The 26,677-nt window shown below is 48.3% G+C and carries 6 protein-coding genes; 3 read left to right on the plus strand and 3 right to left on the minus strand.

What is annotated here, in order from left to right; translation table 11 throughout:
* Positions 1-132: 132 nt before the first annotated feature.
* Complete coding sequence (locus Pan241w_RS21380) at positions 133-17,190, minus strand: choice-of-anchor Q domain-containing protein (RefSeq protein WP_145219752.1); 17,058 nt, start codon at positions 17,188-17,190, stop codon at positions 133-135.
* Positions 17,191-18,036: 846 nt separating this feature from the next.
* Here Pan241w_RS21380 and Pan241w_RS21385 point away from each other — a divergent pair.
* On the plus strand, positions 18,037-19,242 hold the full coding sequence (locus Pan241w_RS21385) for an Lpg1974 family pore-forming outer membrane protein (RefSeq protein ID WP_145219754.1): 1,206 nt from the start codon (positions 18,037-18,039) through the stop codon (positions 19,240-19,242).
* Positions 19,243-19,329: 87 nt separating this feature from the next.
* Here the strand turns inward: Pan241w_RS21385 and Pan241w_RS21390 are convergent, their stop codons facing one another.
* On the minus strand, positions 19,330-22,386 hold the full coding sequence (locus Pan241w_RS21390; RefSeq protein ID WP_145219756.1) for a PVC-type heme-binding CxxCH protein: 3,057 nt from the start codon (positions 22,384-22,386) through the stop codon (positions 19,330-19,332).
* Positions 22,387-22,674: 288 nt separating this feature from the next.
* The gene (gene guaA / locus Pan241w_RS21395; RefSeq protein ID WP_198000067.1) at positions 22,675-24,273 is read right to left on the minus strand and encodes a glutamine-hydrolyzing GMP synthase; all 1,599 of its coding nucleotides are present in this window, start codon (positions 24,271-24,273) and stop codon (positions 22,675-22,677) included.
* A gap of 524 nt (positions 24,274-24,797) precedes the next feature.
* On the opposite strand from guaA, the gene Pan241w_RS21400 reads away from it, so the two are divergent.
* Positions 24,798-25,760: a hypothetical protein gene (locus Pan241w_RS21400; protein WP_145219758.1), complete on the plus strand. Its 963-nt coding sequence runs from the start codon at positions 24,798-24,800 to the stop codon at positions 25,758-25,760.
* A 135-nt stretch (positions 25,761-25,895) separates the two neighbouring features.
* The gene (locus tag Pan241w_RS21405; RefSeq protein ID WP_198000068.1) at positions 25,896-26,666 is read left to right on the plus strand and encodes an HpcH/HpaI aldolase family protein; all 771 of its coding nucleotides are present in this window, start codon (positions 25,896-25,898) and stop codon (positions 26,664-26,666) included.
* Positions 26,667-26,677: the final 11 nt, after the last annotated feature.

The following is a 26,677-nucleotide window of genomic DNA, read 5'->3' on the forward strand; positions in this document are numbered from 1 at the left end:
ACCTGATGAAAGAAGAGAGCCCGTATTTGCGACACCAATAAATAACCCTCTGTAAATCAGACTCGTTTACAGAGGGTTATTTAAACGTATTTAACTGAAATCATTCCACTCGGAACAATTTCGAATCCACTCTTAAAGCAGAGGGCCTTCCCAATTGGTAAAGGCATCATCCATCAGATCCTGATCGGCTTCAAAGTCGTCCGTCAGATCCAGTTCATCGTCTGCATGAGCAAATACTAACTGTCGATCATCGACATCCGATCCATTCAAGCCATCCTCAAACGACGTTGAAGAATACAAGTCTTCAAAGATGGTTTCATCCAGCTCGTCTGCAACAGTTGTCTGTTCAAAGACAAGTGGTTGAATGACGTTGAACGTTGAACTCTGCCCCAGAACCCCATCTTCTTCCGAAGATTTGATTGCTGCCGGAGCCACAAAACCAACCGTTGACTCTGCAACGAATGTCTGAGCGGCTTCCGGACTTTGAACCACAACAGGCTCTGCCTCGGATTCTGATGAATTGGTACCATAAATGGGGCTGGCCCCACCACTGCCAGTTGCACCTGCTTGAGCACTTGCATAAGCCTCAAGCAGCATTTGCACGCTGATATCAGAAGGAGTCTTTCGTACTCCGGGGTCAAGCGTATCATTCATCAGGTCATCAGGAAACGCTGGATCTTCTGTATGCAAACCAGTCGAATCCAGTGCGACAGTAAAGTCTGACCCGACAAAGACCAGGTCACCGTTTCCGTCTGTTTCAACCAGGCTACCGAAACCACTGTAGTATCGTGTGAAGCCGAGCACGTGTCCAATTTCGTGCAACAGCACCGTATACAGGTCATAGCCACCACCGACAGGCAGATCTGTGACATCAACATGCCAGCCTAAGCCATTGGCATCATCGTCAATCGCCACACGACCACCAACGGGGATGCCATCAGCGTTGTACTCTGTTGTTTGACCAGATCCCAGTTGAGCGGTTCCGAAGTCACGGACGATGACTTCGACTTCCAGTGGTTCATCCAGACCAAGTGCGGTTTCCCAGGTATCAACGGCCGCTTCAATGACTTGACCGATGCTGTCGTCGCCGCTGACAACATCCAGAGAGGTTCCAACCCATGTTTGACCAAAGTTCGCTGGGAAAACAACGTTCGTATTTCCGCTCTTTTGTTTCCCGTAGTTGCTGATCAGCTCTCTCAGGTCTCTAATGTCAACACGTCCACTCTTATCGAAATCCATTACAGAAGTGAATGCAGCAGAGGAAGTGTAAACATCCTGATTGTAGACGTTCACGAAGTGGATCAGATCCCGGTTATTGATCGCATCATTATCATCGACATCATAAATCACTGGGTAAAGATCGGTTTCAGGAAGTGCTCCCACATTGGCGGTCACTGCACCAACGCCCACAATATCAATTTCTGTATTCTGTACTTCCAGACCAAGTTGGAGCGGGTCAATGATCAGTTCATTAGGATCAACGTAAACCTGATCTCCTGCCAGCGATTCAAACTTAATCCGGGCTAACAGAGCATGCCCTGTTCCACCCACATTCGATTGAATCGTACTACCACCCAGGTTTCGAACCATCCCTGCTGCATCATCAATCACAACGGTTCTGTTGAATGTAAAGTTAGAACCAAATTCAACTGAAGTCGCAGTAAAGTAGGCTGTATTATAAGCAATATTCGTCAAGACGTCTGAGATACTAAACCCACTGGCGGTATCGACCCAGACTTCTACCCAGAACGAATCCCACTCGTGAAGCCACTCTTCGTTTGCCGGCAGAGTAAAGGTATGACCGTCACTTGAAACGACCGTTCGTTCTTTGACTACAGAAATCTGAATATTCGTCTGATCTTCAGCAATCGATGCGTCTCCACCTGAACCGAACAGAGGAGCGGGTGGTGGAGATTGCAGCTCAACAGCTCCGATATCCACTGTAGATACAAAATCCAGATTTCCATCTACGACTCTCGCTAAACCACGTTGGTCAAACGTCGTTGCGGAAGCATTTCGACCAGCATCAATCGCCAGGCTGCCAAACAACAGTGTATGCGTTTTGGTTGGACCACCATTATCAAGTAGAATACCAAGGTTAGGATCAACGGGAGCCATCAAGGAGCCAACAATGTTTCCATTGTCACCATCAATCAGACCGGTAGCAGAACCAATATTACCAATCAGGTTATTAAAGCTCAGGCCATCCGTGTTGTAGGCTCCGCCCAGATCATCGTTGCTCTGAGCACCGCTGTTTCCAGCAACAATCGTATTCACCAGAGTCACCATCGCAGTGGGGATCAAGTCTGAATCATTCGAAATCCCCCCACCTGACTGATCGGCAGTGTTCAAGGTCAGAGTATTATTCAGTACGTTTAACGTACCCGAATTAAAGATCGCACCACCACGCGAAGAAGCATGGTTTCCGGAATACGTTGTATTCGTTGAATCGGTAATACCTTCGTTGTAAATCGCTCCACCACGGCTTCCCGAGATATTACTGTTAAAGAGCGATTGCGAGACATCAAAGGTGGCAGCTGTAGCTACATAAACGGCACCGGCACGTCCATCAGAGGTATTATCGGTAAACGTCGAACGTGTTACTGTAGCGGTATCCTCATACTGATAGATGGCTCCGCCCTGGAAACCGGAATGGTTATTCAGGAACTGAGCATCCGAAACATCCAGTTGCCCTGCACTGACAATCGCCCCGCCCAGGAAGTCGGCATTATTGTCTTGGAAAATCAATTGATTGAGAACCGTGGGCCCCTGACTAAACAAAGCCCCCCCATTATCAGCATCGCCGTTGATCAACTGCATATTTGACAGATTGATTGCAACTCCGTTACCGCCATGGAAGATTCGATCGATCTCATGAGCATCAATAATTGTTGTGCCCGATCCCTGACCGAAAATGTTCACATCATCGAGAATGTCAAAGTCACCGGTTGCGTTTCCATCCTCATTGACACCGGCAATTGCCATGTCATAAGTGCCTGGCAGCAGAATGATGTTATCGGTTCCCGCGGTATTGTTAGCGAGAGTAACCGCTTCACGAAGTGAAATTAAACCGTCAGCCGGGTTGACAATATCATCTAATGTTGTGACGACGATCCCGTTTTCGACAATCGTTCCCACACCTTGACCGTCGGCAATATTCGCGTTCGTAGCATTCGAAAGATTCACAAAGAATGTTTCATTGCCTTCGGCTGTGAATAAGTCCGAGTTGACGGTAACAGTGATGGTTTTCTCTGTTTCAACCGCACTAAAGTTGATCGGCACATTCATAAAGGAAACATAGTCGCCCGATGCCGATGTTGCAGTTCCGTCAGCAGTTGTCGCAAAGACGGTAACGGGTGCCCCGGCGGCCTGTGATAATGAAACCGTAAATGTAAAGTCTGTCGTTGCCCCACCGAAGCTTTCGGTCAACGTCACATCACTGATCGAGAGTAAAGCAAAATCATCATTATCAATGGTACCAGTTCCGATGGAGTCAGAAATGGTTGCATTGGCACTCTGGTTTGACAATTCCACCGAGAATGTTTCATCACTCTCAATCGAGGAGTCACCATTCACCACAACAGTGACCATCTTACTGGTTTCACCCGGATTGAATGTAATGGTCTGCAGCGGAAGTTGTACATAGTCAGCATCGGCCAGTGTTGCAGAACCATCCAACGTTTGAAGATCGACCGTAACAACATCGGCCACAGCTGATGCTAGCGAAACCACAAAGTTGAAGTTGGTTGTCGTACCGACAGGACCTTCCAATGCCGTCACATCGCTAATTGAAATATCGGCTTCATCATTCAGGATCGTTCCCAATGATTGATCATCGGCAATTTGAGCACCGACGGCATTAAACAGATTCACAAAGAATGTTTCATGATCTTCGACATCTGTATCACCGTTGACGAGCACTTCAATGATCTGTGTTGTTTCACCAGGTGAGAAAGTAACAGTACCGGTAGTGAAGGCATAATCAATCCCGGCGACAGCGGTACCATTTGAGGTTTCAAAATCGACAGTCACTTCATCGACATTCGCATTCGACAGAGACACTACGATTTCAAAGACCGTCGTTCCCGAATTGGTTTCAACCTGACTGATATCGGAAATACTGATCGTAGGAGTCACTATTTCATAAGCACCGATATCGCTTGTTGTATCTGTGGGCCGTGTCGCTCCACGTTGGTCGGTTGCATCACCATCGGTATTATCACCGGCGTCAATTGCCAGACTTCCTGCCAGCAGAGCATGCGTAAATGTCGGGCCGCCGTTATCCTGTAAAGCACTCAGAACAGGATCCAGTCGTTGTGCGTCAGAACCAACGATATCATTGTTGAATCCATCGACAAAACCAACGGCACCACCCCGAGTCCCAATCAGGTTATTCCCTTGAGAAGAGAAGACACCTTCGACATCTGATCCGCTAACCAGAGCATTATTACCTGCCACAATCGTATTTTTGACATCCACGCTGGCGGTGTCAGCCACTGAATAGATACCACCACCGGTTCCTTCAGTAAAGTTGTCATAAATCGTGGTGTTATTGATGGTCAGCTCACCCGTATTATGAATGGCTCCCCCTTCTTTACCAGCTTCATTGCCGGAGAAGGTCACATTGGAAAGAGCAATCGGGTCTTCATTCAGCAAACCGCCGCCACGTGTTCCCGCAAAGTTATTCGAAATCGTGCTGTTCGCGATCGTAACGGTACCAGCCCCGGCTTCCACAGAAACGAATGCATCTGCCCCGAGAATAATCATCGGGCCGGCATCTAGCATTTCTCCGATCGGTGCCGGATTCAGTGTTTGTACGGCAGGAGCTTGAAGCGGATAGGCGTCTGCTGCTGTCAGGTCAACGACGTACCCCAAATCTGCCAGACTACCAATCGTAATGGCGCTGATCGGGTTCACGCCTGGATTCAGGAAGCCGGTCATCAGCTCATTATCGAGATCCGATTCTCGCCAGTGAGCATCGTTTGTCCCAGGACCAGCCATCCCTTCGACAGGAATGTCAACAACACTACGTCCTAGAATAGCATTGTACTGAGCAATCGCATTGGCTCCTGTGAATCGTGGATCTGTTGTTCCACCATTCAACAATAATCCCAGACTGTCCCAGATGGTTCCGATGCCGATTACATGTCCCATTTCGTGCAGGATCACATCAATCAATTGACCATTGGCTTCCAGGTTTGCCAGATCCGCACTGTCAAACTGCATAATTCCGGTCGCTGGAATGAACGAACCAGTACGAACCGTTCGCGGGCCGGCTTGTCCCAGAATTCCACCTACACCATCAATCGCGGGAGCTGTTGCTTCAATCCGCAGATCGTCCACCAGACCGATTCCGGCAACAATCACGTCCGGTACGTCGCCGGTAATAATTTCGCTCCAGCGGTCGGCTGCCTGTTGGAAAATCGCCTGCTGACTTGCAGTCAGACTAGTGTCTGTAAAAACAACCTCAATGGTATATTGAGACGTTGGCACTGGATCGGGGGGTACTGGAATATCACTTCCTTCACCACCTTCGCCATTCCCCACAGCAACTTCTGAAGAGTTATAAACGGCACCACCGGCTACTGTCGCAATGTTACCATCGAGCGTAGTATCAATAATTTCGACTGTACCTGTTACGGAATTGTAAATACCACCACCATTCTCGGCATTGTTATCTGCAATCGTGCTCAAGGAAACGGTGATTGTTCCCGTATCACTGTTAAAGATGGCTCCACCATCGGTAATGGCAGTATTCTGAACGAATTCGCTGCTCGTCATGGTGACGACACCGTTATTAAACAGTGCACCACCACGATTAGCCAGACTGTTGCGAATCTCAACATCTTCGAGTGTCAGATTACCGAAGTTCAGAATCGCTCCACCATCTTCAACGCGGGTGACATCACCATTGACAAGCGTGACTCCTCGAATGGACACATTCACGTCGGTAAAGATATGGAAGATACGATCCAGGAAATCGGCATCAATAATGGTTCTTCCAGAACCGGCACCGATAATGGTTAAATCGTCTGTAATATCGAGGTCGCCCAAGAAGGCGTTGTCTTCACCCGTTCCAAACAGAGACAGTGTGTAAACTCCGGTTCCCAGCAAAATGGTATCTGCTCCGAGACGTGCATTTGCTTCGATCACAGCTGCACGCAAGGTGCTCTGGCCGTTTGCGTCAACACTGACTCCATCTCCGGGAGCCACATCAATGGAATCCCCGAAACCGGTCACGATATAGCCAGACTCAAAAGCACCGATATCAACGACCAGTGAGCCATTGCCGTCACCATCGAACAAGCGGGCAAAACCACGCTGGTCGTCTGTCGGAGCATAGAAATTGTTACCGGCATCCCGTGCCAGACTTCCGCCTAACAGTTCGTGAGTAAAGGTCGCACCACCATTATCCTGCAATGCTCCCAACCCCGGGCTGACGGGAGTCGCAAATGAACCAACCAGGTCACCATTCACACCATCCGCAAATCCAGTCGAAATACCTTGAATCCCAATCAGGTTCGTTCCGAGAGAGTTGAAATCTCCTGTCACATCAGGACCAGCTGAGATGCTTGAGTTTCCGGCAATGATCGTATTCGCAACACTGACAAAACCATCAACGGCATTCAGAATACCACCGCCGGTCACTGCAGAGTTACCAAAGACGGTCGCATTGGTAATTTCCATGCTACCTTCTTCACTGTTGTAGATCCCTGCACCATTCACTGCTTCGTTGCCTGAAATCGTGGCATTGATGACATCAGCCACTGAAATCGAGCTGTTATAAACGCCTCCACCAAATCCTGTCGCGACGTTGTTGGAAACCGTACTGCTGAGCAAGTTCAATTGAGCATTATCTTCGTTATAGATACCAGCACCGTTTTCAACTGCCATATTTCCATCAACGGTAGATCGTTGAACGGTCAGCGTTGCATCAGCAGTATTGAAGATTCCAGCACCGTTTGTGGTTGCGATATTCGAGACCACATCAGTCAGGTCCAGAGTGATATTCCCCAGTTCCTGGTTATAAATCCCGCCCCCACTAACAGCTTCATTGTTGATCAAGGAAGTTAACAACAAGGATACAGATCCTTCTTCCTGATCGTTAAAGAGTCCACCACCATTCCGCAATGCTTCGCTGTCGCGAATGATTGTTGAATTCAGCGAGAGGCTGATACCAAAGTTCGCAATGGCACCACCATCACGATCAGCTGAGTTATCGTCAAAGAAGCCATTGGTAATCGTCACAGAACCTGCAGAAGCATTGTAGAGACCACCACCATCATTGTCGGCTGTGTTGGTTAAGATGGAGACATCATTCAGAGTCACAACACCTTCGTCGTTATAGATACCGCCACCATCCAGAGTTGATTTGTTCCCGGAAACCGTAGTCCGGGCGATTGTCAAAGTGGCAGCTTCTTCATTGAAGATCCCCCCCCCCTGATTGGCTGTATTATTATTGACCTTACTATCATTGATCGTAATCATGGCCAAATCGTTGTTGTAAAGTCCACCACCATCCAAGGCAGCGACGTTGTCTGAAATTGAACTTCTGAGGATATCAATCGTCCCTTGAAGATCGTTGAAGAAACCACCACCATCATTGGAGGCTGTGTTCCCGATGACTTCAGAATCTACGATCGTCACTTGAGACTGATCATTGTTGAAGATACCACCACCGTCTACGGCCGTGTTATTTGAGACCACACTATTGTTCAAGTTTAAGATACCCTGCTGGCTAAGCAGACCATTCAGAATACCGCCCGCATTGATTTCAGCGTTATTTCCATCAACAACGGAATTCACCAGCGTTAACGTACCAATATTACGGATACCACCACCGCTTTCACCGACAGCATTACCACCTGTGACAGTCACACCTTCCAGTGTAAGATCTGCACCTGAAAGTACATCAAACACACGATCGTCCAGGCCTGCAGCGTTAATAACCGTCTGACCGCTTCCTGCTCCCAGGATCGTCAATGTCCCGGTCGTATCTGTAATATCCAGGTCGCCTGTGAGTGCAGCAGCTTCACCCGAACCGATAATCGTCAAATTATACGTTCCAGAGCCCAGCATAATCACAGAATCGCCGACTAACGCATTGGCTTCCATGATCGCAGCACGCAAGGTTACGTTACCATCGGCATCAGCCGCAAATCCATCTCCGGGATTCGCATCGATTGTGTCCAAGTCGCTGTTGACGAAGAACGTCCCAAATTCAACGGCACCGATGTCAACACTTGTACCCAGAATTCGAGTTGACCCCCGTTGTTCCAAGGCGTCGGTATTGGCATTGATTCCCGCATCAATCGCGACGCTACCCAGAAGCAATGCATGCGTCAGAGTTGGTCCACCATTGTCAGCCAGATTCTGATCCAGAACCGGAGTGGGATCGATGACATTCAAAATATCAGATGTACCAAAACCTGTGGCACTGCCAATCAAACCGGTCAGGTTGCCGCCCAGGCTGGTATAACTTCCCTCAAGCTCCGTATCGGCTACGGCCAGGTTATCAATGATCAGGTTATTTTGAAGATTGAAAATACCAGTATTGGAAATCGCCCCCCCTGAGGAAACGGCGCTATTCAGGGTCATTGTATTATTGGTGGCATTCATCGTGGCGGTATTTCTAATTGCCCCCCCACTTCGATCTGCCTGGTTTCCTGAGAACGTCGAATTGGATAAGGTCGCTGTACCTGTTCCCGCGTTGAAGATAGCACCACCATCACGACCGGTGCTGTTTCCAAAGAGAGTACTGCGGGTCAGTTCCAGAGTTCCCGTATTGCGAATACCACCACCACTACCACCGGCGGTGTTATTGGAAATGGTGCTGTCAACAATGATCATCAAGCCGCTGTTGTTAATACCACCGGCACTGTCTTCAGCAATGTTCCCCGTGACTTCCACATTGCTCAAAGTGGTTGTCCCACTGTTTCGGAGAGCGGCTCCGTCAGCACTTCCTGTCAAAGCACCATTGGTAATGGTCAGGTTTTCCAGATTCAAAGTAATTCCGGCAAAGACCTGGAAGATACGGTCTAAAGCACCACCGTCAATAATGGTTACACCAACACCCTGACCGCGAATGGTCAGGTTATCGCGAATATCCAGGTCGCCTGTTGCTGACAGATCTTCATCGATACCAGCAATGCTCAACAAATAAGTACCAGCGGCGAGGTCAATGACATTGGAACCGGCAAGATGATTCGCTTCCTGAATGGCAGCACGCAGTGTTTGGCTTCCCGCAGAACCATTACCGACAATTCCATCTCCAAAGACAGAATCAACTCCATCTGTAAAGACGGGAGCACTCACCAGATCAATCGTAGAACTGGCGACCCAGCTTTCGGAAGCATCATTTAGTACCGGGTCACTGGATATATTTCGAATATTAGATCCTGCAGCGACGAGTCTGAACTCGTAGTCTCCAAATACTTCCGTCACACTACTCAAATCAATTTCGTATTCGGTACCACTGACAGGATTCACGGTCAGCCCCATCAGAGAAACATCCTGGCCATTGAGCGTTAACTGGAAGTCAGAGATATCCACACCGGTCACTGCCTGACTGAACGTGACAGTCACAACACCGGCATTAGTAACCAGTGTCGCAGGCAGATCTTCGATCGTAGCAACAGGCCCTGTCCCCCCTGTTCGCCAGCTGTCTGAAGCACCTGTCACAAACGTGTTCCCTGCCAGATCCGCAATGGAGCCGTTTGCCAGCAAGTTAAGGGTATAATCTCCATCGAGTGCAGTGACAGAGCTCAAATCAATCTGATAGGTTGATGCATTCAAGGCAGTCACAGTTAACCCCCCAATGGGGATACTGACCTGACCACTTCCATCATCAAACAGTAACTCAAAATCAGAAATATCAACACCGGTCACTTCTTCGGAGAAGTTAATCGTCACCAGACCAACGACAGAACCTGAAGGACGTGGATCTGGTGTGATATCTTGAATGCCAGCCGTCGGTGCAATGACTTCTACACCCTTTTGCCAGGTCTCAGATGTAGAACCGGCGACCTGATTGGCCGAAGCATCCTGAACAGCAGAGCCTTCCGCATTATAAGTCAGCGTATAAATACCATTAGCATCGGCCAAGGTGCCCAGAACAATTTCATATTGTGAAGGTGTGATCGCGTTAATGCTGGCACCGGTTGTTGAAAGATCGATCACATTCCCACTGGGATCTGTCAGCGTGAAATCAGACAATGCCAGCCCTGTCACATTTTCAGAGAAATTCATGAAAACGGAAAAACCGGGGTCGGTTCCCGAAGGAACCGGATCTGTAACATTCACAAACTGGGCAATCGGGGCCAGAGTATCGTTGACCCACATATCAACTGCATTGGCAGCCAGTGCATTGCCTGCCAGGTCTGTAATTGATGATCCCGTTGTATTTAGCGTTAATTCATAGTCGCCCGACAGACTGGTCACTTTACTCAGATCGAGAACAAACTGTGATCCAGTAATCTGCGTCAGAGTCGCTGGAGTGGAAGCTAGATTAACAGGAGTGCCCCCATTGAACGTGATTGTAAAGTCACTCAGATCGACGCCGTCCACATCTTCCGAGAAGTTCACAACCACTTCACCAGCGGCTTCGCTGCGAGGATCAGGAGAGACATCCACGATATCGGCTGTGGGAGCGGTCGTATCAACAGTAAACCGCTCGACATCGCCAAACAGCAGGGTATTGACTGGAATAAAGAAAATATTTGAAGCGAGATTATTGTCGTACTTAGCATCAGTAATCGAATTGTCAGCATTCAGTCGCAACTGGTATTCACCTTCGAGGCCAGTCACAGAACTCAGGTCCAATTCAAACGTACGAGCATCGATTTGCGTCAGCATACCGGCGCTCAAAGTGACCGCCACATTGTCTCGCAGCAACACGAAATCAGTGATATCCACTCCAATCACATCTTCAGTGAAAGAAATGGTAAATGGATCGGTAATCGCACCTGTTGTCGGATCAGGAACAGCAACAGAAATATCAGCCGTGAGGAATGTATTGGTTTCAGGAGGCAGGAAAGTATCTGAATCGGGAGTCCAGATATCCCAACCAAAGTTGAGTTCTCCAAAGATCGTTCCCGGTCGATTTGTTTCCGTTAAAAATGAATCTCCTTCCTGGAAACCATCGCCCAAACCAGAACCAGTCACTCCGTCAAAACCTTGAGCAATCCGGAATGTACTGACTCCCATCCCATCATACAGGAAGGCTCCCGTATCGTTGAAAGACCAGGTACCAAAGTTCTGAATGACAGTACCAAGCTGTGCCCCTTCGGTGCTCCGCAAAGTAAAGTTCAAAGCGTCGATCACATCGATTACAAAGACACCATTCACCGGATTCAGATCGGTAAAGAAACCGAGCAATTCATTGGAAAAGACACCGGTAATTTCCACTGTGGAGCCGGAAAATAACCCATGCGCGGTTGTCGTGGTAACTTGAATGGGGCCCCCTGGTGAGGAGACGAACGCATCAGCCACGGTTCCAACAGCAGTCGGGGCTTCGTTTGGTAAATCGAACGGAGCCAAATTCGTTCGGGACGCCACGCGTTGTGCATTACGACGGCGGGTTGCGGATGTAAAGGGACCGTCCGGATTCGGTGCAGGAGCACCATTACGAAGACGAGATTTAAATACGGATTCCGCATTATCATAGAATGCTCCCACGTTGGCAACATTCAAACCGTTACCGGTATTATCCTGAAACACCAGATTCAAACGAGCCAATGGGTCGCGGCGATAAGAACTCAGCACGCGGAACTCAGGGGTCGAACCAGCATTCCAGATATCTTGGGTTGTCGGAGGATCAACGGTCGAGGTAAAAGATTCAACATAAAAATCTTCACCAAAGTTACCTTCAAATTCGTTGTTTGTCACAGAAACATTGGATCGACCATTAGCACTGTCGAATTCATCTTCATCTCCTACACTGGCATCCGAGCCGGGTGTCTGGCTCGTAAAGCTGGTACTGGAAGAGGAAGTACCGATTCGCAAGATCAAACCGGTAGTCGAGAAATTACTATTCACACCATTATCTTGGATATAGTTTCTATCAATTTGTAAAACCATATCCTGGCTTGAGGTCGTTACATTCCCGGTAGCATCCAGGGTAGCCGTACTGTCTGCATCCTGATCCTGACCGCGGGAAGCGGTGGTAATCACATAGAAGCCTTCCAAGGCATTCGACACAACGCGGTTGGCTCCGGTTTCTGTACCGTCACCAAAGATAAAGTCAGAATTCGCCTGTTCTTCTGTTTGCAGGTCGACACCACGACCTCCGTTATTATCAATGAAGTTGCCAATTGCTGTGACGCTTGTGACAGCACCACCAATAAAGACGTTTTGAGTGAAATTCAATTCGTTATGAATAATGACATTCGCACTCAGAATTTCTAATCCGTCCCCAGTGTTTTCTGTAATAACGTTATTTCGCAAGAACACGGTTTGGGTATTGGAGTTGATATCAACCCCTTTACCATTGTTAAAAGCAATCAGGTTCTCATCGATTGATGAAGCAAGACTTTCACCGGAAATCTCCAGTCCGCCGGTTGAGTTGGAAAGAATCGAGTTATTGGCAATTTTGACATTACCTTCGATACGATCTAAGTGAGCAGCAATCTGAATCCCGTCGTTACCGTTATTTTCGATCATGTTACCACGATCAAGTCCGGTAATCGGATCAACCCCATCCAAACCGATAAACAACATATTGCGGTTACCGATGCGGCCGGAAATACGAACTCCATGCGAAGAGTTGTTGCTAATCGTATTTTGGATCCAGGTTCCGGAAACATCACGCCGGTCAGTCCCGAAATAGCTGGTCGTACGTGTTGTTGACTCAATACCATTGATACCATTCAAGGTAATTTCATTATTGATAATGTCAGCAAATATTGTGGCATCTGCTTCTGCATGCAGACTGACACCATCGCGGACATTTGTCGAAATGACGTTATCCCGAATCTCAAAATCAGTCGTTGTCAGGTTTCCGTTCTGGGCCAGGATATCAACCCCATCGCTGTTGCCGGTGATCGTATTACTGTAAATCATCACAGCTCGCTCTTCACCCACGATAGGATCAATCACATCACGTCCGACACGGGCATCATCTTCACGATGGAAGTTAATTCCGTCAGTGCTGTTATTGGCAATCACGTTATTGGAAATCTGGGTCCGATCAATGATCGTAGATTCCTCAATATGAATTCCAATACCATGTCCGGCATTTCCCTGCCCTGCGGTATTGGCGGCATCCGTACCAATGAAGTTGCCGTCAATGGTTAAATCACGCAGTTGGTTGAATGCTTCAAAACTGACATCAGTTCCGTACAAGTCAATATAAATGGCATCGCCGGTGTATGGTGTTGAGACGTTACTGTCATTCCGGGAACCAGTAATGGTATTGTTCGTGATGCTCACATCACCGGTTGCTGTATCTTCCATATTCACAGCAATCGCAGCACCTCGGTTATCATCCATCGTATTTCCATCGACAGACAGACTGAAATCAACACTCTTCAAGCTTGTGAAATCAGAGGCAACCAGATTAATTCCCTGTGTATTGTTGGAGCTGATCGTATTGCTGGCCACATCGCCATAGAAAGATGTGTACATTGCCAGATCGACTTCAATACCAGCACCTGAGTTACCGGTGATCGTGTTACCACGGATCCCGCGTAGGTAACCGCCAACGGTGGTGGTTTTTATGGTAATGGAAGGATCTGTGCCGCCGGTCAGCCCACTCGCATCAGCCATAATCTGAGGCACGTTGATTGTGGCCAGGATTCCCACAAATTCAATTTCAAAACCACTCAAAGCGTCACCACGCACAATCACATCACCGGCATTGACTGTGGGCAAGGCTTCTAATGCAGCAATAATCGCGGCTGCATCTGCGTCGAAAGCAATCGCGCCTGTTGTTGCACCATCAAAGGAGAGTGTGAAACTACCTCCAGTCGGAGCGCCATTGATCATCACTTCCTGAACTTCGTTGTTAGTGGTCCCTTCCGTCACTGTTGTCACAGTCGGAGCTACCACGAGTAATCCCGAACCGTCTAGCACGATCAGGCTGCCAACAGGATCAGCTCTGAAGTCACCAATAAATTCGACAGCAAACCCGGCGGGAGAAACCGAACCTGTGACCAGAACGTTACCAGCACCAATCGAATCCAGGCTCTCTAATGCAGCCTGCACTTCGGCAGCGGTCGCGTTGAAAGGCAATGTAACAGGACCATTTGTGCTTCCGGCAAAATCAAGAGTAAATGTTCCTGCTCCCGGGACACTGGGGAACGCAATGGTCTGAACTTCGTTAACACCAACTCCATTTTGTACTGTCGATGCGACTAAATCAACGAATGGCAACAAGGGACCGGAAAGCACATCGCCAATCATCGGCCCCACTGACGTGATATCAAAATTTCCGAGTCGCGTTGAAGACTCTACATCCAGGGGGAATACATTCGCAGTCAGGAGCGGAACGTTCGTATTCGCAAAATCCCCCTGGAACGTAATCACAAATCCGGTGTTGTAGTCACCTGTAACAGTAAAATCATCTCCGGTCGTCGCGGAGGGCAGCGCTTCAAGAGCAGCGTCGATATTCGCAGCGGTTGCTCCCGGAGTGAGTTCAATTTGAATGCCCGTTGTCGTTTCCCCCTGGAATGTCAGTGTAAACGCAGCACCGGCTGGCGGGTTGGTAATATTATTACCCGCAAAATTGAAAGGGAACGTCCCTAACACGTTTTCAAATTGTAACCGTTGCTGCTCATTATTACTGGCACCACCTTGAGCGACTTCCGTGATATCAACATCAAACCTTAAGCCAGATGCATCCGAAACAATCTGCGGAATGGCGGCATTCGCCAGAGTCCCTGAATCCAGGAAAATAATATCGAAGCCGGGGCCGTTCACAACCACATTCACCGGATTGCCAGCAAATCCCAGATTGTTGGCAATTTGGTTTAATGCATTTTCAATATTAGTAGCGGCTGCTGCAGAAGGAATCGCATCAGTAAACGGTAGATTCACTGTCTGCCCCAGGAACGTTAACTGAAAACTACCAAAAGTAGGCAGATTAGATGCAACCAGATCCAAATGTTGAATTTCATTGAATTCCACGACGAAGCCGGTCGCAAAGTCACCGGTAACAATGAAATCACCTTCCAACCCAGTCTGGGTTGAAGCGGAAGGAAGTGCCTGTAAAGCAGCATCAATGTTAGCAGCAGTCACAGCGGGGTCAACATCGATGACAATGTCCCCCGTCGTTTCCCCCTGGAATGTCAGTCGGAAAGAACCGCCGGGATCTGGTGTCTGAACAGCACCGAATACATCCACAAACGTAATCGTCTGCGAACTTGGTTTGTTGGGATTGAGCTCTACGGGCCCTTGTACAACATTGACGAATAATCGCATGCCAGCCGCATCAACGGTGATCTGAGGAATATCCAGATCATGCATTGAACCAGTATCCAGGAACAGGATATCGAATCCATTTCCGTTGACCACCACATCAATCGGAGTTCCCGCGAAACCAAAACCATTCGCAACGCTATTTAAAGCGGCAGCAATATTTCCTGCAGCAGAAGGATTTGTCGGATCAGCATCACTGAACGGCAAAATAATCGTTTGACCGATGAAATTAATCTGAAACAATCCAAAAGCCGGAGTTCCCGTAAGTTCGAAGTGTTGAATTTCATTCAAATTGCCAGCAGTACTCGTCGTAACGGAAACAGTCGGAGGCAGACTATTGAAGCCACTCGTATCAACAGTAAGGGGATTCACATTCAAACCGCCGGCGGCATTCACAAATTCAACTTCATAGCCATCCAGGAAGTTTCCATTTACCAGAATATCGCCAACACCGATTTCACTGAATGCGGCAACCATCGCTGCCTTAACCTGTGCAGCAGTCGCAGTGTGAAGAATTCCTGCGGTGGTTTCAGTAATACCATTTCCTCCCGTGTAGGAAATCGTATATGTTCCCCCGGAAGGTACACCAAGAAATGTAATGAGTTGAACTTCGTTCCGCGGTGCTGCGAAATCAATTTTATCTGTCGGACCAGGCACTCCAGCAAACGCAGGCACACCAGGTGCCCCGTCTCCCGTGGGAACGGGGTTTGTGGTCGTTGGAGTGAAGAAGACACCATGACCGGTATTATTCGCGATCACGTTATCAGAAATATCACCGCTCAAATCACCATCGGTCTGGTCAAAAACAATCCCGTGCCCGGTATTTGCAGTAATCGAGTTTTCGGTAATGGAAACAAACTGATCAACGTTGTTCAAATCAATCTGCACACCAGCACCAGCTGTATTGCCTGTAATGACGTTGCTGTGAATGAACAATTCGGTCAATAACGCAGCACCGCCGGCAGCGGTGTCATCAACATTGATACTCACACCTTGAATGCTGTTGTTATTTGTCAGCCGTAATTCTTCGGCTAGAGAGTCAACGATGTTGACATTTACGCCATCATTTCCTGATGTTCCCGCGATCGTGTTGTCTGCCATCGTCGTATGTCGCAGGACAGAGCCATTCGAAACGTCAATCGATACCCCGTCGATCGTCGAACGTCGGATGGAAGTCTCTTCCACTGTCGAAGCATTCACCGCCACGTTCACGCCTGCGCCCGCTTGTCCTGACAGCACAGAATCGATCACATTAAATTCGTTGAGAATCACATTGGTCAAATCCACATTGAAGGCATTTCCCACGCCTCCGGTAATCGTCGAACTATCAATGGCGATCGTATCAACCAGCAGATTCGAAAGTTCGATATCAATCCCGGTCCCTGTTGTGCCGGTGACCGAAACATTATCAAACAGAATCGAAAATGGATCGCTGAATGTAAGATTATCAAGATCAATCGAAACACCAGATCCGGACGAAGCATCAATCGTCAGGTCTTCCAGGATAATCGAATCGAAATTGGAGACACCATCTGCATCAGGGTCCAGTACCGAATTATCGAGCGTTAACCCCAACCCTGCCGTCAGCTGATTGATAATCAACGAGGTTAGAAGAGTTCGATCTTCTAATTGCTCAATCGCGATCCGGCGTTGAACTTTCTGACGTGCTGAAGAAGGAACGCTTCTAAGCTGAAGTCGGCGACGAGGATTTAAAGTAGCCTTCCGGCTTTTTTCAAAAGCAACTCGCATCGACTCAACCCAAGATGTCAGTAACATCTGCTGTCTCCCATAAACTCTAAATTTGCCATGGCATTTTACCGTAAATGAAGTGAAATTTCACAGCTCACTTCCAGATTTACAACAAACTTAAATGCCAATCTGTTTTATTGTTAGTTGTTAATTTCTGATGCAATCCAACTCACTCTGAAACGAAGTGGGCTGTAAAAAAAACATTCGACCACCACCCCTGCTTCGCTTTTTCTGCGTATTAACAGAAATCCAGCCTTTGATGCTAAAAACTACTCTGAACCGAAGTCAAAGAAATTTGAGTAAAATAGGTAAAATATAACCACTGAATTCCACTTATAACAATCATGACAGCCCCTTGAAAGCAGGAAAACGGCCAGTTGATCGAACCAGAATGGAATGCTGACTCATGTTTTTTCTACTCAGCGACCTCGATGAGAACGCAAAATTCTCACAGTACAGACGAACGGCAACCGCAAAACTAACGATGAATCATTTCTTCACACCGGCATTTCTCATTTTTTTCTAAATCCATAACTCATTACTTAATCGATGCTTAAGGAATTGACCTGACAAAACAATGGGCAAAATGGGCTGGGATTTCCTGAATCCCCAAGTATACATTCGAATCTTTTCTTACGAAAAATCATACTGTTTTTTCAAGATGTACCGTTTTTAATGGTCTTCTTAGCAATAACGAGCCGATCAATTATGACAGCGGGTTGTCCACATAGCCCGATTTACTGCTGTACTTACGAACAAGAATGCTCTGAATTCACAAAGCGTGTTATGTCGGAGAGGTTAGTTTTTAATTCGCATCTTTCAGTCAACAGAATTTAAACAATTCTGATTGAACTGAAATGGAGAGATTAAGCTATGAGAACGAACGGATTCGTTGGCTTGATAATTGCGGGAATCTGCTGTTTTTCAACGCAGGCACTGTATTCTCAAACAGATTTCCCTGTCGAACCATCAAATGAATCTGAAGGGGTCTTCAGAATTTCAAATACCTCAGAGAATTATGAACCGGCACCCGCCATCGACGCTGTCTCGTTTGCACCGTCGTCGCCTCGGACTTCCGATTTATCCCCCATTGCCATGCCCGAAAATTACAACAGTGGTGAGTATTACGGACCCGTTGAAGAATATACTCAAGGCGATTGGATTGAAGAACCCTACCTGGATGATATGAGCTACGAACGTTTGGGAATCGTCGCCGGCGCGGCTGCGGTATTCTTGAAACCGGGTTTCGATACTGACACCGCATTTTTCACTGAAGATCAGTCGGGAATGACAACGGTCACAACTTCCAACGATTTCCCTTACAATTATCAGTCTGCTCCCCGAATCAATCTGGGCGTAATTGATAATGAAGGTCTGAGTGCTCAGGTTCGCTGGTTCCAGTTTGAAGATAACTCCAGTAATGGAGCAGTTTCACCTAATAACTTCATCTTCTTTAACGGACTGCCCACAAAAACAACGACCGGAGGCTTACGAGCAGGCGGTCAGGCGGGTGACTTTATCACCACATCCAGTAATATGAAACTTTATACCATTGATGTTGATTTAAGCCAGGAACTGAATTTTGAACGCTGGCAAACCACTTTCGGAGGTGGTTACCGCCATGCTTCAGTCAGTCAGACATACCAGGCAGTCGGTACTGCAAGTGGTGCACCAGTTTCGTCAGATGCAGGACATCGCTTTGATGGAAATGGTCTGGTCGTATTCGGCGAAGCCCGACGTCCTCTCGGACTGTTTGACAGACGTTCCAAAGGAACATCCAGCCTGTCTTTAATCTCGAGCCTGAAATATTCAGCTCTCTGGGGTAATTCTAAATACTCGGCAGAAGACCGATCGCCCGGACCGACTGTTGCAGTCGCACAGACTAAATCTAAAAAATCATTAAGTATCACTGAAGTTCAAGTCGGTCTGCAAGCTGATTTCGTGTTGCAAACCGGTGCTCTGGTCTGGGTCCGTGCGGCCTGGGACGGAATGTGGTGGAATGGTGCCGGATCGGCTGCCAGTGAATCGGGAGACCTGAGTCTACTCGGTGGTTCGATTTCTTTGGGAATGGATTGGTAAACCTCTCTCAAGCACGCTGTATCAAATCAAACAGCCCGGTCAGTACAGTCTGACCGGGCTGTTTTTTTTATGAACGACTGAGAATCTCTACTTTTGAGGAGGTGCTTCCAGAGTCTTGATGAACTCCAGTAAATCCGCCATCTGTTGCTGATTGACTTCTTTCTCCAAGCCATTGGGCATTAAAGAAACGCCGTTGGAAAGCAGAGTATCGATGTTGTTTCGTAGAATCACATCTTCCTTCCCTTCCGCTCTGCGAATCGTATAGCTGGTGGCTGTTTCTGCAGCAATGATGCCGGTGAACAATTTCCCCTGCTCTGTCACAATCGTATAAGTGTTGTAATTGGACTGAGCTTCACGACTGGGGTCCAGAATGGCGATCAGCAAGTCACCGTTGGACTTGTTTTTCGTCGTTGCCAGATTCGGGCCGACATTATGTCCCTGATCCCCCACCTTATGGCAACCAGCACAGTTCTTCAGATAGATCTTCTTACCACTCTCCACGTCCCCCTTTAATTCCAAAGCCGCCTGATACGCAGCCACGATTTTCGCCCGGTCACTATTGACTTCGCTTCCCAACACCTTGCGAGCGCGCTTGCGAATCTCCTTATTGGGATGATTCATCAACAAATCTTTTTTGTCGCGGGAAATCTCGTTGAGCTTGACCTGCTTGTTCTTGATCGCGCCCAGCAAACTGTCAATCCGACCGGATGATCCCAATAACGCATCAATCACATCGGTCCGCACAGCCGGACTGAATCCGGACCAGTTTGTCAGCAGGGCAGCGCTTACATCTTTGTGCTCCATCCTGGATAACGCTTCAACGGCTGCCAACTGAATTTTCGGTGAGGAACGCGGATTCAGCACCTCTGACAGCACATCACCGGCCACACTAAAATCCATGAAGCCCAGCAAGCGAACCGCAGCCACCCTTTCTGCCACTGGTTTGTCTTCGTCCTCGGCCGTTTGAACAGCTTCAGCGATGTTTTTATCAAATCGCTGTTTCACCTCAGGGCTAATCTGAGGATCTTTCAGTAATGAAGCCAGAGAAGCGCCACGTCGGCCCAGACCTTCTCCTAAAGCTCCCAGTACCAACTGTTTCTGAACCAGCGAGATGGAGTCTCCCGAGACAAAATCCAACACAGCCAATGCGTCATCTGTTTCCTTTTTCGCACCAGCAATACGTAACAGCTCGATCACCAGAGGTCGTTTGGAACCGGAAAGTTTGCCAGCTGATTCCCGGAGAAAATTCACCGCTAAAGGCCCGGCAATATCTGCAGAAGAGGTCAGCACCGCGACCTGCATGTCTCCATCATAATTCTTTGAATCCACCAGTTTTGTCAAACCGGCAATCGCCGCCTGCCTGTCAAATTCACCCAGCGAAAAGGCCAGTTGCAACTGCACCCGGTATTCCGGATCATCGGCCAGTTTTAACACCGCCTGAGACAGTTCCGAATTCTCTTTCGCGTACTTCTCAGACAACCGGATCGCATGCTCTCGGATCCCGGCTTCGGAATCCTGTAACGCTTTTATCAGAATATCGGAATTCAACGCATTTAAACCATCGAGAGTCCATAACGCATGCAAACGTCCCAATGGTTGCTTTGATGTTTGAAACAGTCTGATCAGATGCAGAATCGCCGCCTTGTCCTGACGTTCCCAAATCAAACGTTGCGCGGTCTCCCGGTTCCAGCTGTTCGGTGATTCCAGCTGCAATACCAGTTGATCGACAGGCAGCTTACCTAATTTCTGAACTTTGAATGTCTTCCCGTCGGGATGCTTCAGTCGATAAACCCGCCCGCGATCATGACCGCTTTCCAGGTCAAGATGTCGCTTGATATCTTCTGGAATCGAAAAGGGATGTTCGATCGTTTCCCGATACATATCGAGAACCCACAGCGTCCCATCCGGTGCATTTACAAAATTGACCGGACGAAACCAGTTATCATCGGAAGTAATAAATTCGGTATCTTCATCAGCCCGAGTCGCGACATAGGTGGCTCCCTTACCATCCATCGTTTTACGGTGAATCAGGTTCCCACCAACATCGCCGATGAATGCATTCCCCTGAAATTCAGCAGGATAAGCACCACCACGATAAATGGTGACTCCGGTGGCGGAAGTAAAGAAACCGGTCGCCACTAGTTCCGTTGGCGAAAGACGTTTGCGGAAATTAGGATCAGCGGCACGCCGCGCGGTGCGCACCACACGATAAGGCTCCGGCGGACTTCGTCGAAACACGGGAGCAGCCGCCCCACGCTTGGCTGCAGTCCGTAACACGCCGGGAACCGCCAGATACGCATTTCGTTTTAAATAGTTGCTGGGATAGACCACATGCTGAATGTGGTTACTGTTGCTACAAACAAAACGATTTCCCCAGTCATCCATCGAATGCCCAAACTGGGAACCACCCGTTACTGCTACCAGTTCTCTGGTCTTAGGATTCAGCTTCAAATCCCGTCGGCCTGCGGGGATCACTTCTTTACCGTCTTTCAAAATGGACCCGCCGTTGGTCCCGCCGGCAAAGTAAATATGATTATCCAAACCCCATTTCAGATTGTTCGCCAAACCTTGCACATTATTGGTTCGCAGCCCGGTAAAGACCGTCTCACGAACATCGGCTTTGTCATCACCGTCAGTATCTTTGAAGTAATAAATATAAGGGGGTGCGATCACATACACGCCACCGTCATAGCAGCAAACTGATGTCGGCCAGGTAATTGTATCCGCGAAGACAAAACTCTTGTCCATTTTGCCATCGCCGTTGGTATCTTTTAATAACCGAATCACACCCGCATTCTTTCGAACAGGACCGGGAATATAATCTGGAACCTGATCCGGCAGATATGGATAGCCTCGCATCTCGGCCACATACATTTGCCCGTTTTCATCAAAACAGGCATCCACCGGGTCCATAACATCCGGCTCGGCAGCCACCAGTTCCAATTGAAAATCACGCTCCAGTTTAAACCCCTTGAGACTCTCTTTCGGAGGCGTCGCAGGAATCCGCTTTAACCGCTTGGATAAATCACCTTCATTCGGAAGCGGCTTTTGCGCGGTTGCTAAGGAAAAAAAGCTCCCGCCAACTAGACCTGTGAAACAAATAAGAACCAGACAAAACCATTTTTGCTGAGTAACCGAAAACATGTATTTCGACTTTCTATACCAGGAAACGCAATCTACGTGTATGAGGAATTCAAAGGTGGGGTGGAGCCAAACGATCTGAAATCGATTCAATGTTGAATGCGATGCGCTCGATTAGACTTCCAAGGCGAGTAAATTATAAAGAACATTAACGAATACATCCTAAAATACCCGGATCGCACCGGAAATCAAGTCCATTTCAGCTCAATCACCAGAATCCCTCCGCGGGCGGCTGTTGTTACTACGACACACCATTCATTTTTGAGAGTATGAAATGGTGTTGGGGAAATGTTATTCCCACTCAATCGTACTAGGCGGTTTTGAACTGATATCATACACCACGCGATTGATTCCCCGCACATTATTGGTGATGCGGGTCGACATGCGCTCCAGAACTTCGTGAGGCAGAGGAGACCAGTTGGCAGTCATGAAATCATCTGTTTCGACAGCACGAATCGCAGCGACATCCTCATAAGTTCGACCATCGCCCATCACACCCACCGATCGAATTGGAAGCAAGACAGCAAATGCCTGCTTGGTTTGGCGATACAGATTTGCTTTGTGTAATTCATCGATCACAATCAGATCCGCTTCCCGGAGAACCTTCAACCGTTCTTCTGTGACTTCACCCAGACAACGCACCGCCAGCCCGGGGCCGGGGAATGGATGGCGGTAAATCAAATCGTCAGGCAGCCCCAGTTCGTGCCCCATTTCGCGAACTTCATCTTTAAACAGTTCGCGCAGAGGTTCAATCAGTTCAAAGCCGAGCTGTTCCGGTAATCCCCCCACATTGTGATGCAACTTAATCGTGTCTGCCGGACCATCAGGATTGGACCCTGATTCAATCACATCAGGATACAGGGTTCCCTGTGCCAGAAACTGGGCGTTCTCAATCGACTTCGCTTCTTTCTGAAACACTTCGATGAACAATCGACCGATGATTTTCCGTTTTTCCTGTGGGTCAGTGACTCCAGCCAGTTCCGATAAAAACATCTTTTGCGCATCGACAACATGCAGGTCGGTTTTAAAGTGTTCGCCAAAACGGTGAGACACTTCGTCGGCTTCCCCTTTTCTCAATAAGCCGTTATCTACGAAAATACACGAAAGCTGCGGACCAATGGCACGGTACAGCAAGGCAGCAACGACCGAGGAATCAACGCCCCCCGATAAGCCACAGATCACACGCTTATCGCCCACCCGCTCCCGGATCGATTCAATTTCCTGTTCGATCAAATTGGAAATTCTCCAGGTCCCCTCACACCCGCATACTTTTTTCACAAAGTTGGACAGCAACATGCCACCAAATTCGGTATGTGTGACTTCAGGGTGGAACTGCAGTCCAAAGAAAGGCTTACTGTGATGCTTGACCGCGGCAAACTGACAGGTTTCCGTCGACGCCAGCGAAGTAAAGTGTTCGCTCAGATTCTGAACCTGATCACCATGACTCATCCAGGCAACGAAATTCGTAGGTACCCCTGAGAACAAATTCGTGTGGTCGCTCACAGTACAGGGTGTGCGGCCAAATTCCCGGGATTCTCCTGATTTGACTTCACAGCCCTGGGAATCACAAACAAGCTGCATACCGTAACAGATCCCCAGAATCGGAATCCCCAGATTGAAGATTTCTGGATCCGCCTGAGGTGCGTCTTCCCCATACACACTGGCAGGACCACCAGAAAGGATAATCCCTTTCGGATTGAGTTCTTTGATACGCTCAGCGGAAAGATTGGGACGTGCCAATTGGCTGAAGACGTTCTGCTCGCGAACTCGTCTTGTGATTAACTGGGAAGTTTGAGATCCAAAATCCAGGACTAGAATTAATTCTTCCTGCTTTGTATCGATTAAACTCTGAGAAAGAGCATCCTGCTCAGAGACTTGAGGATCAGTCATTACGTTCTCGAAATATTGATGCAATCGAAAGAATCACCAGAGACACTCGCGCCAAGGCCGCCGATGAATTGACTCGCCAGGGACCACAGCCCTCTGGAACGATAGAATTCAGCTTGAAAAGCAAGCCGCTATCTTAGCGAGTCCATTTTCGAAATCCAATTCCGCCCGCCCAATTCAATGAGGAAACCAGCAGGAATCTGTACCCGTCAGTCAAAATACAAAAGCTGCGACGGATATAGGTCTATGAGCACCAAAATTCGGTACCTCTGTTTGAACTTATAACGACATCATTCAGTCAAAAACACTGACAGTAATAGAACTTACATCAAATCAGACGCATCAGGGGAATTTGAACCATTCCTGCCGATCCATCCGATAATTCCAGTAATGCAACAATTGCGGAAAATCACGCGCAGCAGGAATGTGTGAATTACACGTTTCGTTTACCTAATATTCCAAAAGGCCGGGAACAAATGCTTCCCTGCTCTCTCTTTTCAACAAAATATTGCCAGGAACAGAAAATCATGCTTCTCCAATGGAATCATTTTTTCTCCAGACATTGTCTGGCTTTGATCGCAGGAACCTCAATTCTCATTGCAGGAGCCGATGTAAACGCACAAGTAGTGCCGGGAACCGGCACAAAAGTAGATGGGTCTTGGGATGATTTTGAAGATGAATCCTGGGAATTCGTCACCAATCTCCCTAAAAGTAGCTACAACGTTGATAAACAGACCCGGTATCCCCTGGGTCAATCCTCCAACAGTATCTGGACAGAAAGTGCCAAGCGAGGACAACCAGATATTCTGCAGCGTGTTCCTACCCCACCAGGCGGTCTCCCCGGCAGTAAAGGGGCCTTACTGATGAAAAGCCTGCATACAGGCGTTCCAGGGCAAGGCAGCCGGGGAACTAATCAGGACGACCTGATCATGCAGGGTAACATGGTCTCAGTCAATTTTTCACCCAGCGTGATTACGCGTGTTTATCTTCCGCCATTTGAGGAATGGGAAGACAAAATCGGCACATCCTTCGGCTTCCGAACTGCAGTTAAAGCACCCATGAAATCAAAAAGCACTCGACGCAGAAGATTTTTCCGCAGCAGTAGCTATTCCACAAAAATGGAAACCCTCTACCTGGGAATGTTCATTCAGTTCAACAGTAAAACAGATAGCCCAAATGGAGAAGATTCTGCCGTGTTTGTCGTCCGGGCAGATACATCAGGTCAGGATTTTATCGGACCGGAAATTAAACAGACCGGCTGGTGGACACTCGGCATGTCATTCACACCCGATGGACGTATTCACTATTATGCCAGCCCTGGCGTCGATCCTCTGACCCCGGCTGACCGCTTTGCATCGCACCTGCCTTATGGAACAAGAATTCAGTCGTTCCATACCGCATTCTTCAATGTCTGCAATCAGGACAATGGTCGCACCTGGTCCACTGAGTGGATCATTGACGACCCCGCGATGTACTACATCAGTCGCTAGATTTTGACGAAACCGGATTCTGATTAAAAATGATAAATCAGAAACGGCATACTCTCTCAGGGTATGCCGTTTCTTCGTTTCTGCTTATCATGTTTTTTCGCTTCACGATCGTTGTTTTCTTTTCAGGACCTCACGATGTTCGTAAATAAGATCAAAACGCTGCTTTCTCAGGGAGAGGTTGCTCTCGGCGTCGGCATGCCGGATGCCTCTGAAATCCTGGCAAAACTTTCCGTCGACACCGGAATCGATTTTTTATGGATCGACCTGGAACATCGTCCCTACAGTGTGAATGAAGTCAAACATCTCCCGGAAATTGCCCGCCGCAAAGGCTGCATGCCGATGATCCGCGTGCCTGGTCTGGACCCGATTTACTTCAAAAAAGCACTCGACATCGGAGCCAACACTATCATGGTTCCGCAGATCAACAACGCAGAAGAAGCAAAGCTGGCCGTACAGTACGCAAAATATCCGCCCGAAGGAACCCGAGGCGTCTCTCCCGACTGGACGATGTTCATGGATTTTTCCTTCGATGATTATCTGCCACACGCCAATGAGGAAACCGCCATCGTCGCGCAGATTGAATCGCCGGAAGGCATTGAAAACATTGAAGAAATCGCCGCCGTTGATGGCATCGATGTTGTCTTCGCCGGTCCCATGGACCTCTCTGCTTCTCTCGGAATCATCGGTCAGACACAACACCCTGAACTCCTGAAATTATTGGCAGACTTCCCCAAACGGGTTGCGCGCGCCAATAAACCCGCCGGAATTACCTTCGCCGACCTCGACCGCTGTCGCCAGGCCATCGATGAAGGCTACCGCTTCGTCAATATTGGCTCGGTCGCCTCCCTGGGAACATTTGGGATTAAAGCGGTCCTGCCGGAATTACGGGAACGAGCCAGAAAATAATTCTCCGTTCC

This window comes from Gimesia alba, assembly GCF_007744675.1.
Taxonomy (GTDB): domain Bacteria; phylum Planctomycetota; class Planctomycetia; order Planctomycetales; family Planctomycetaceae; genus Gimesia; species Gimesia alba.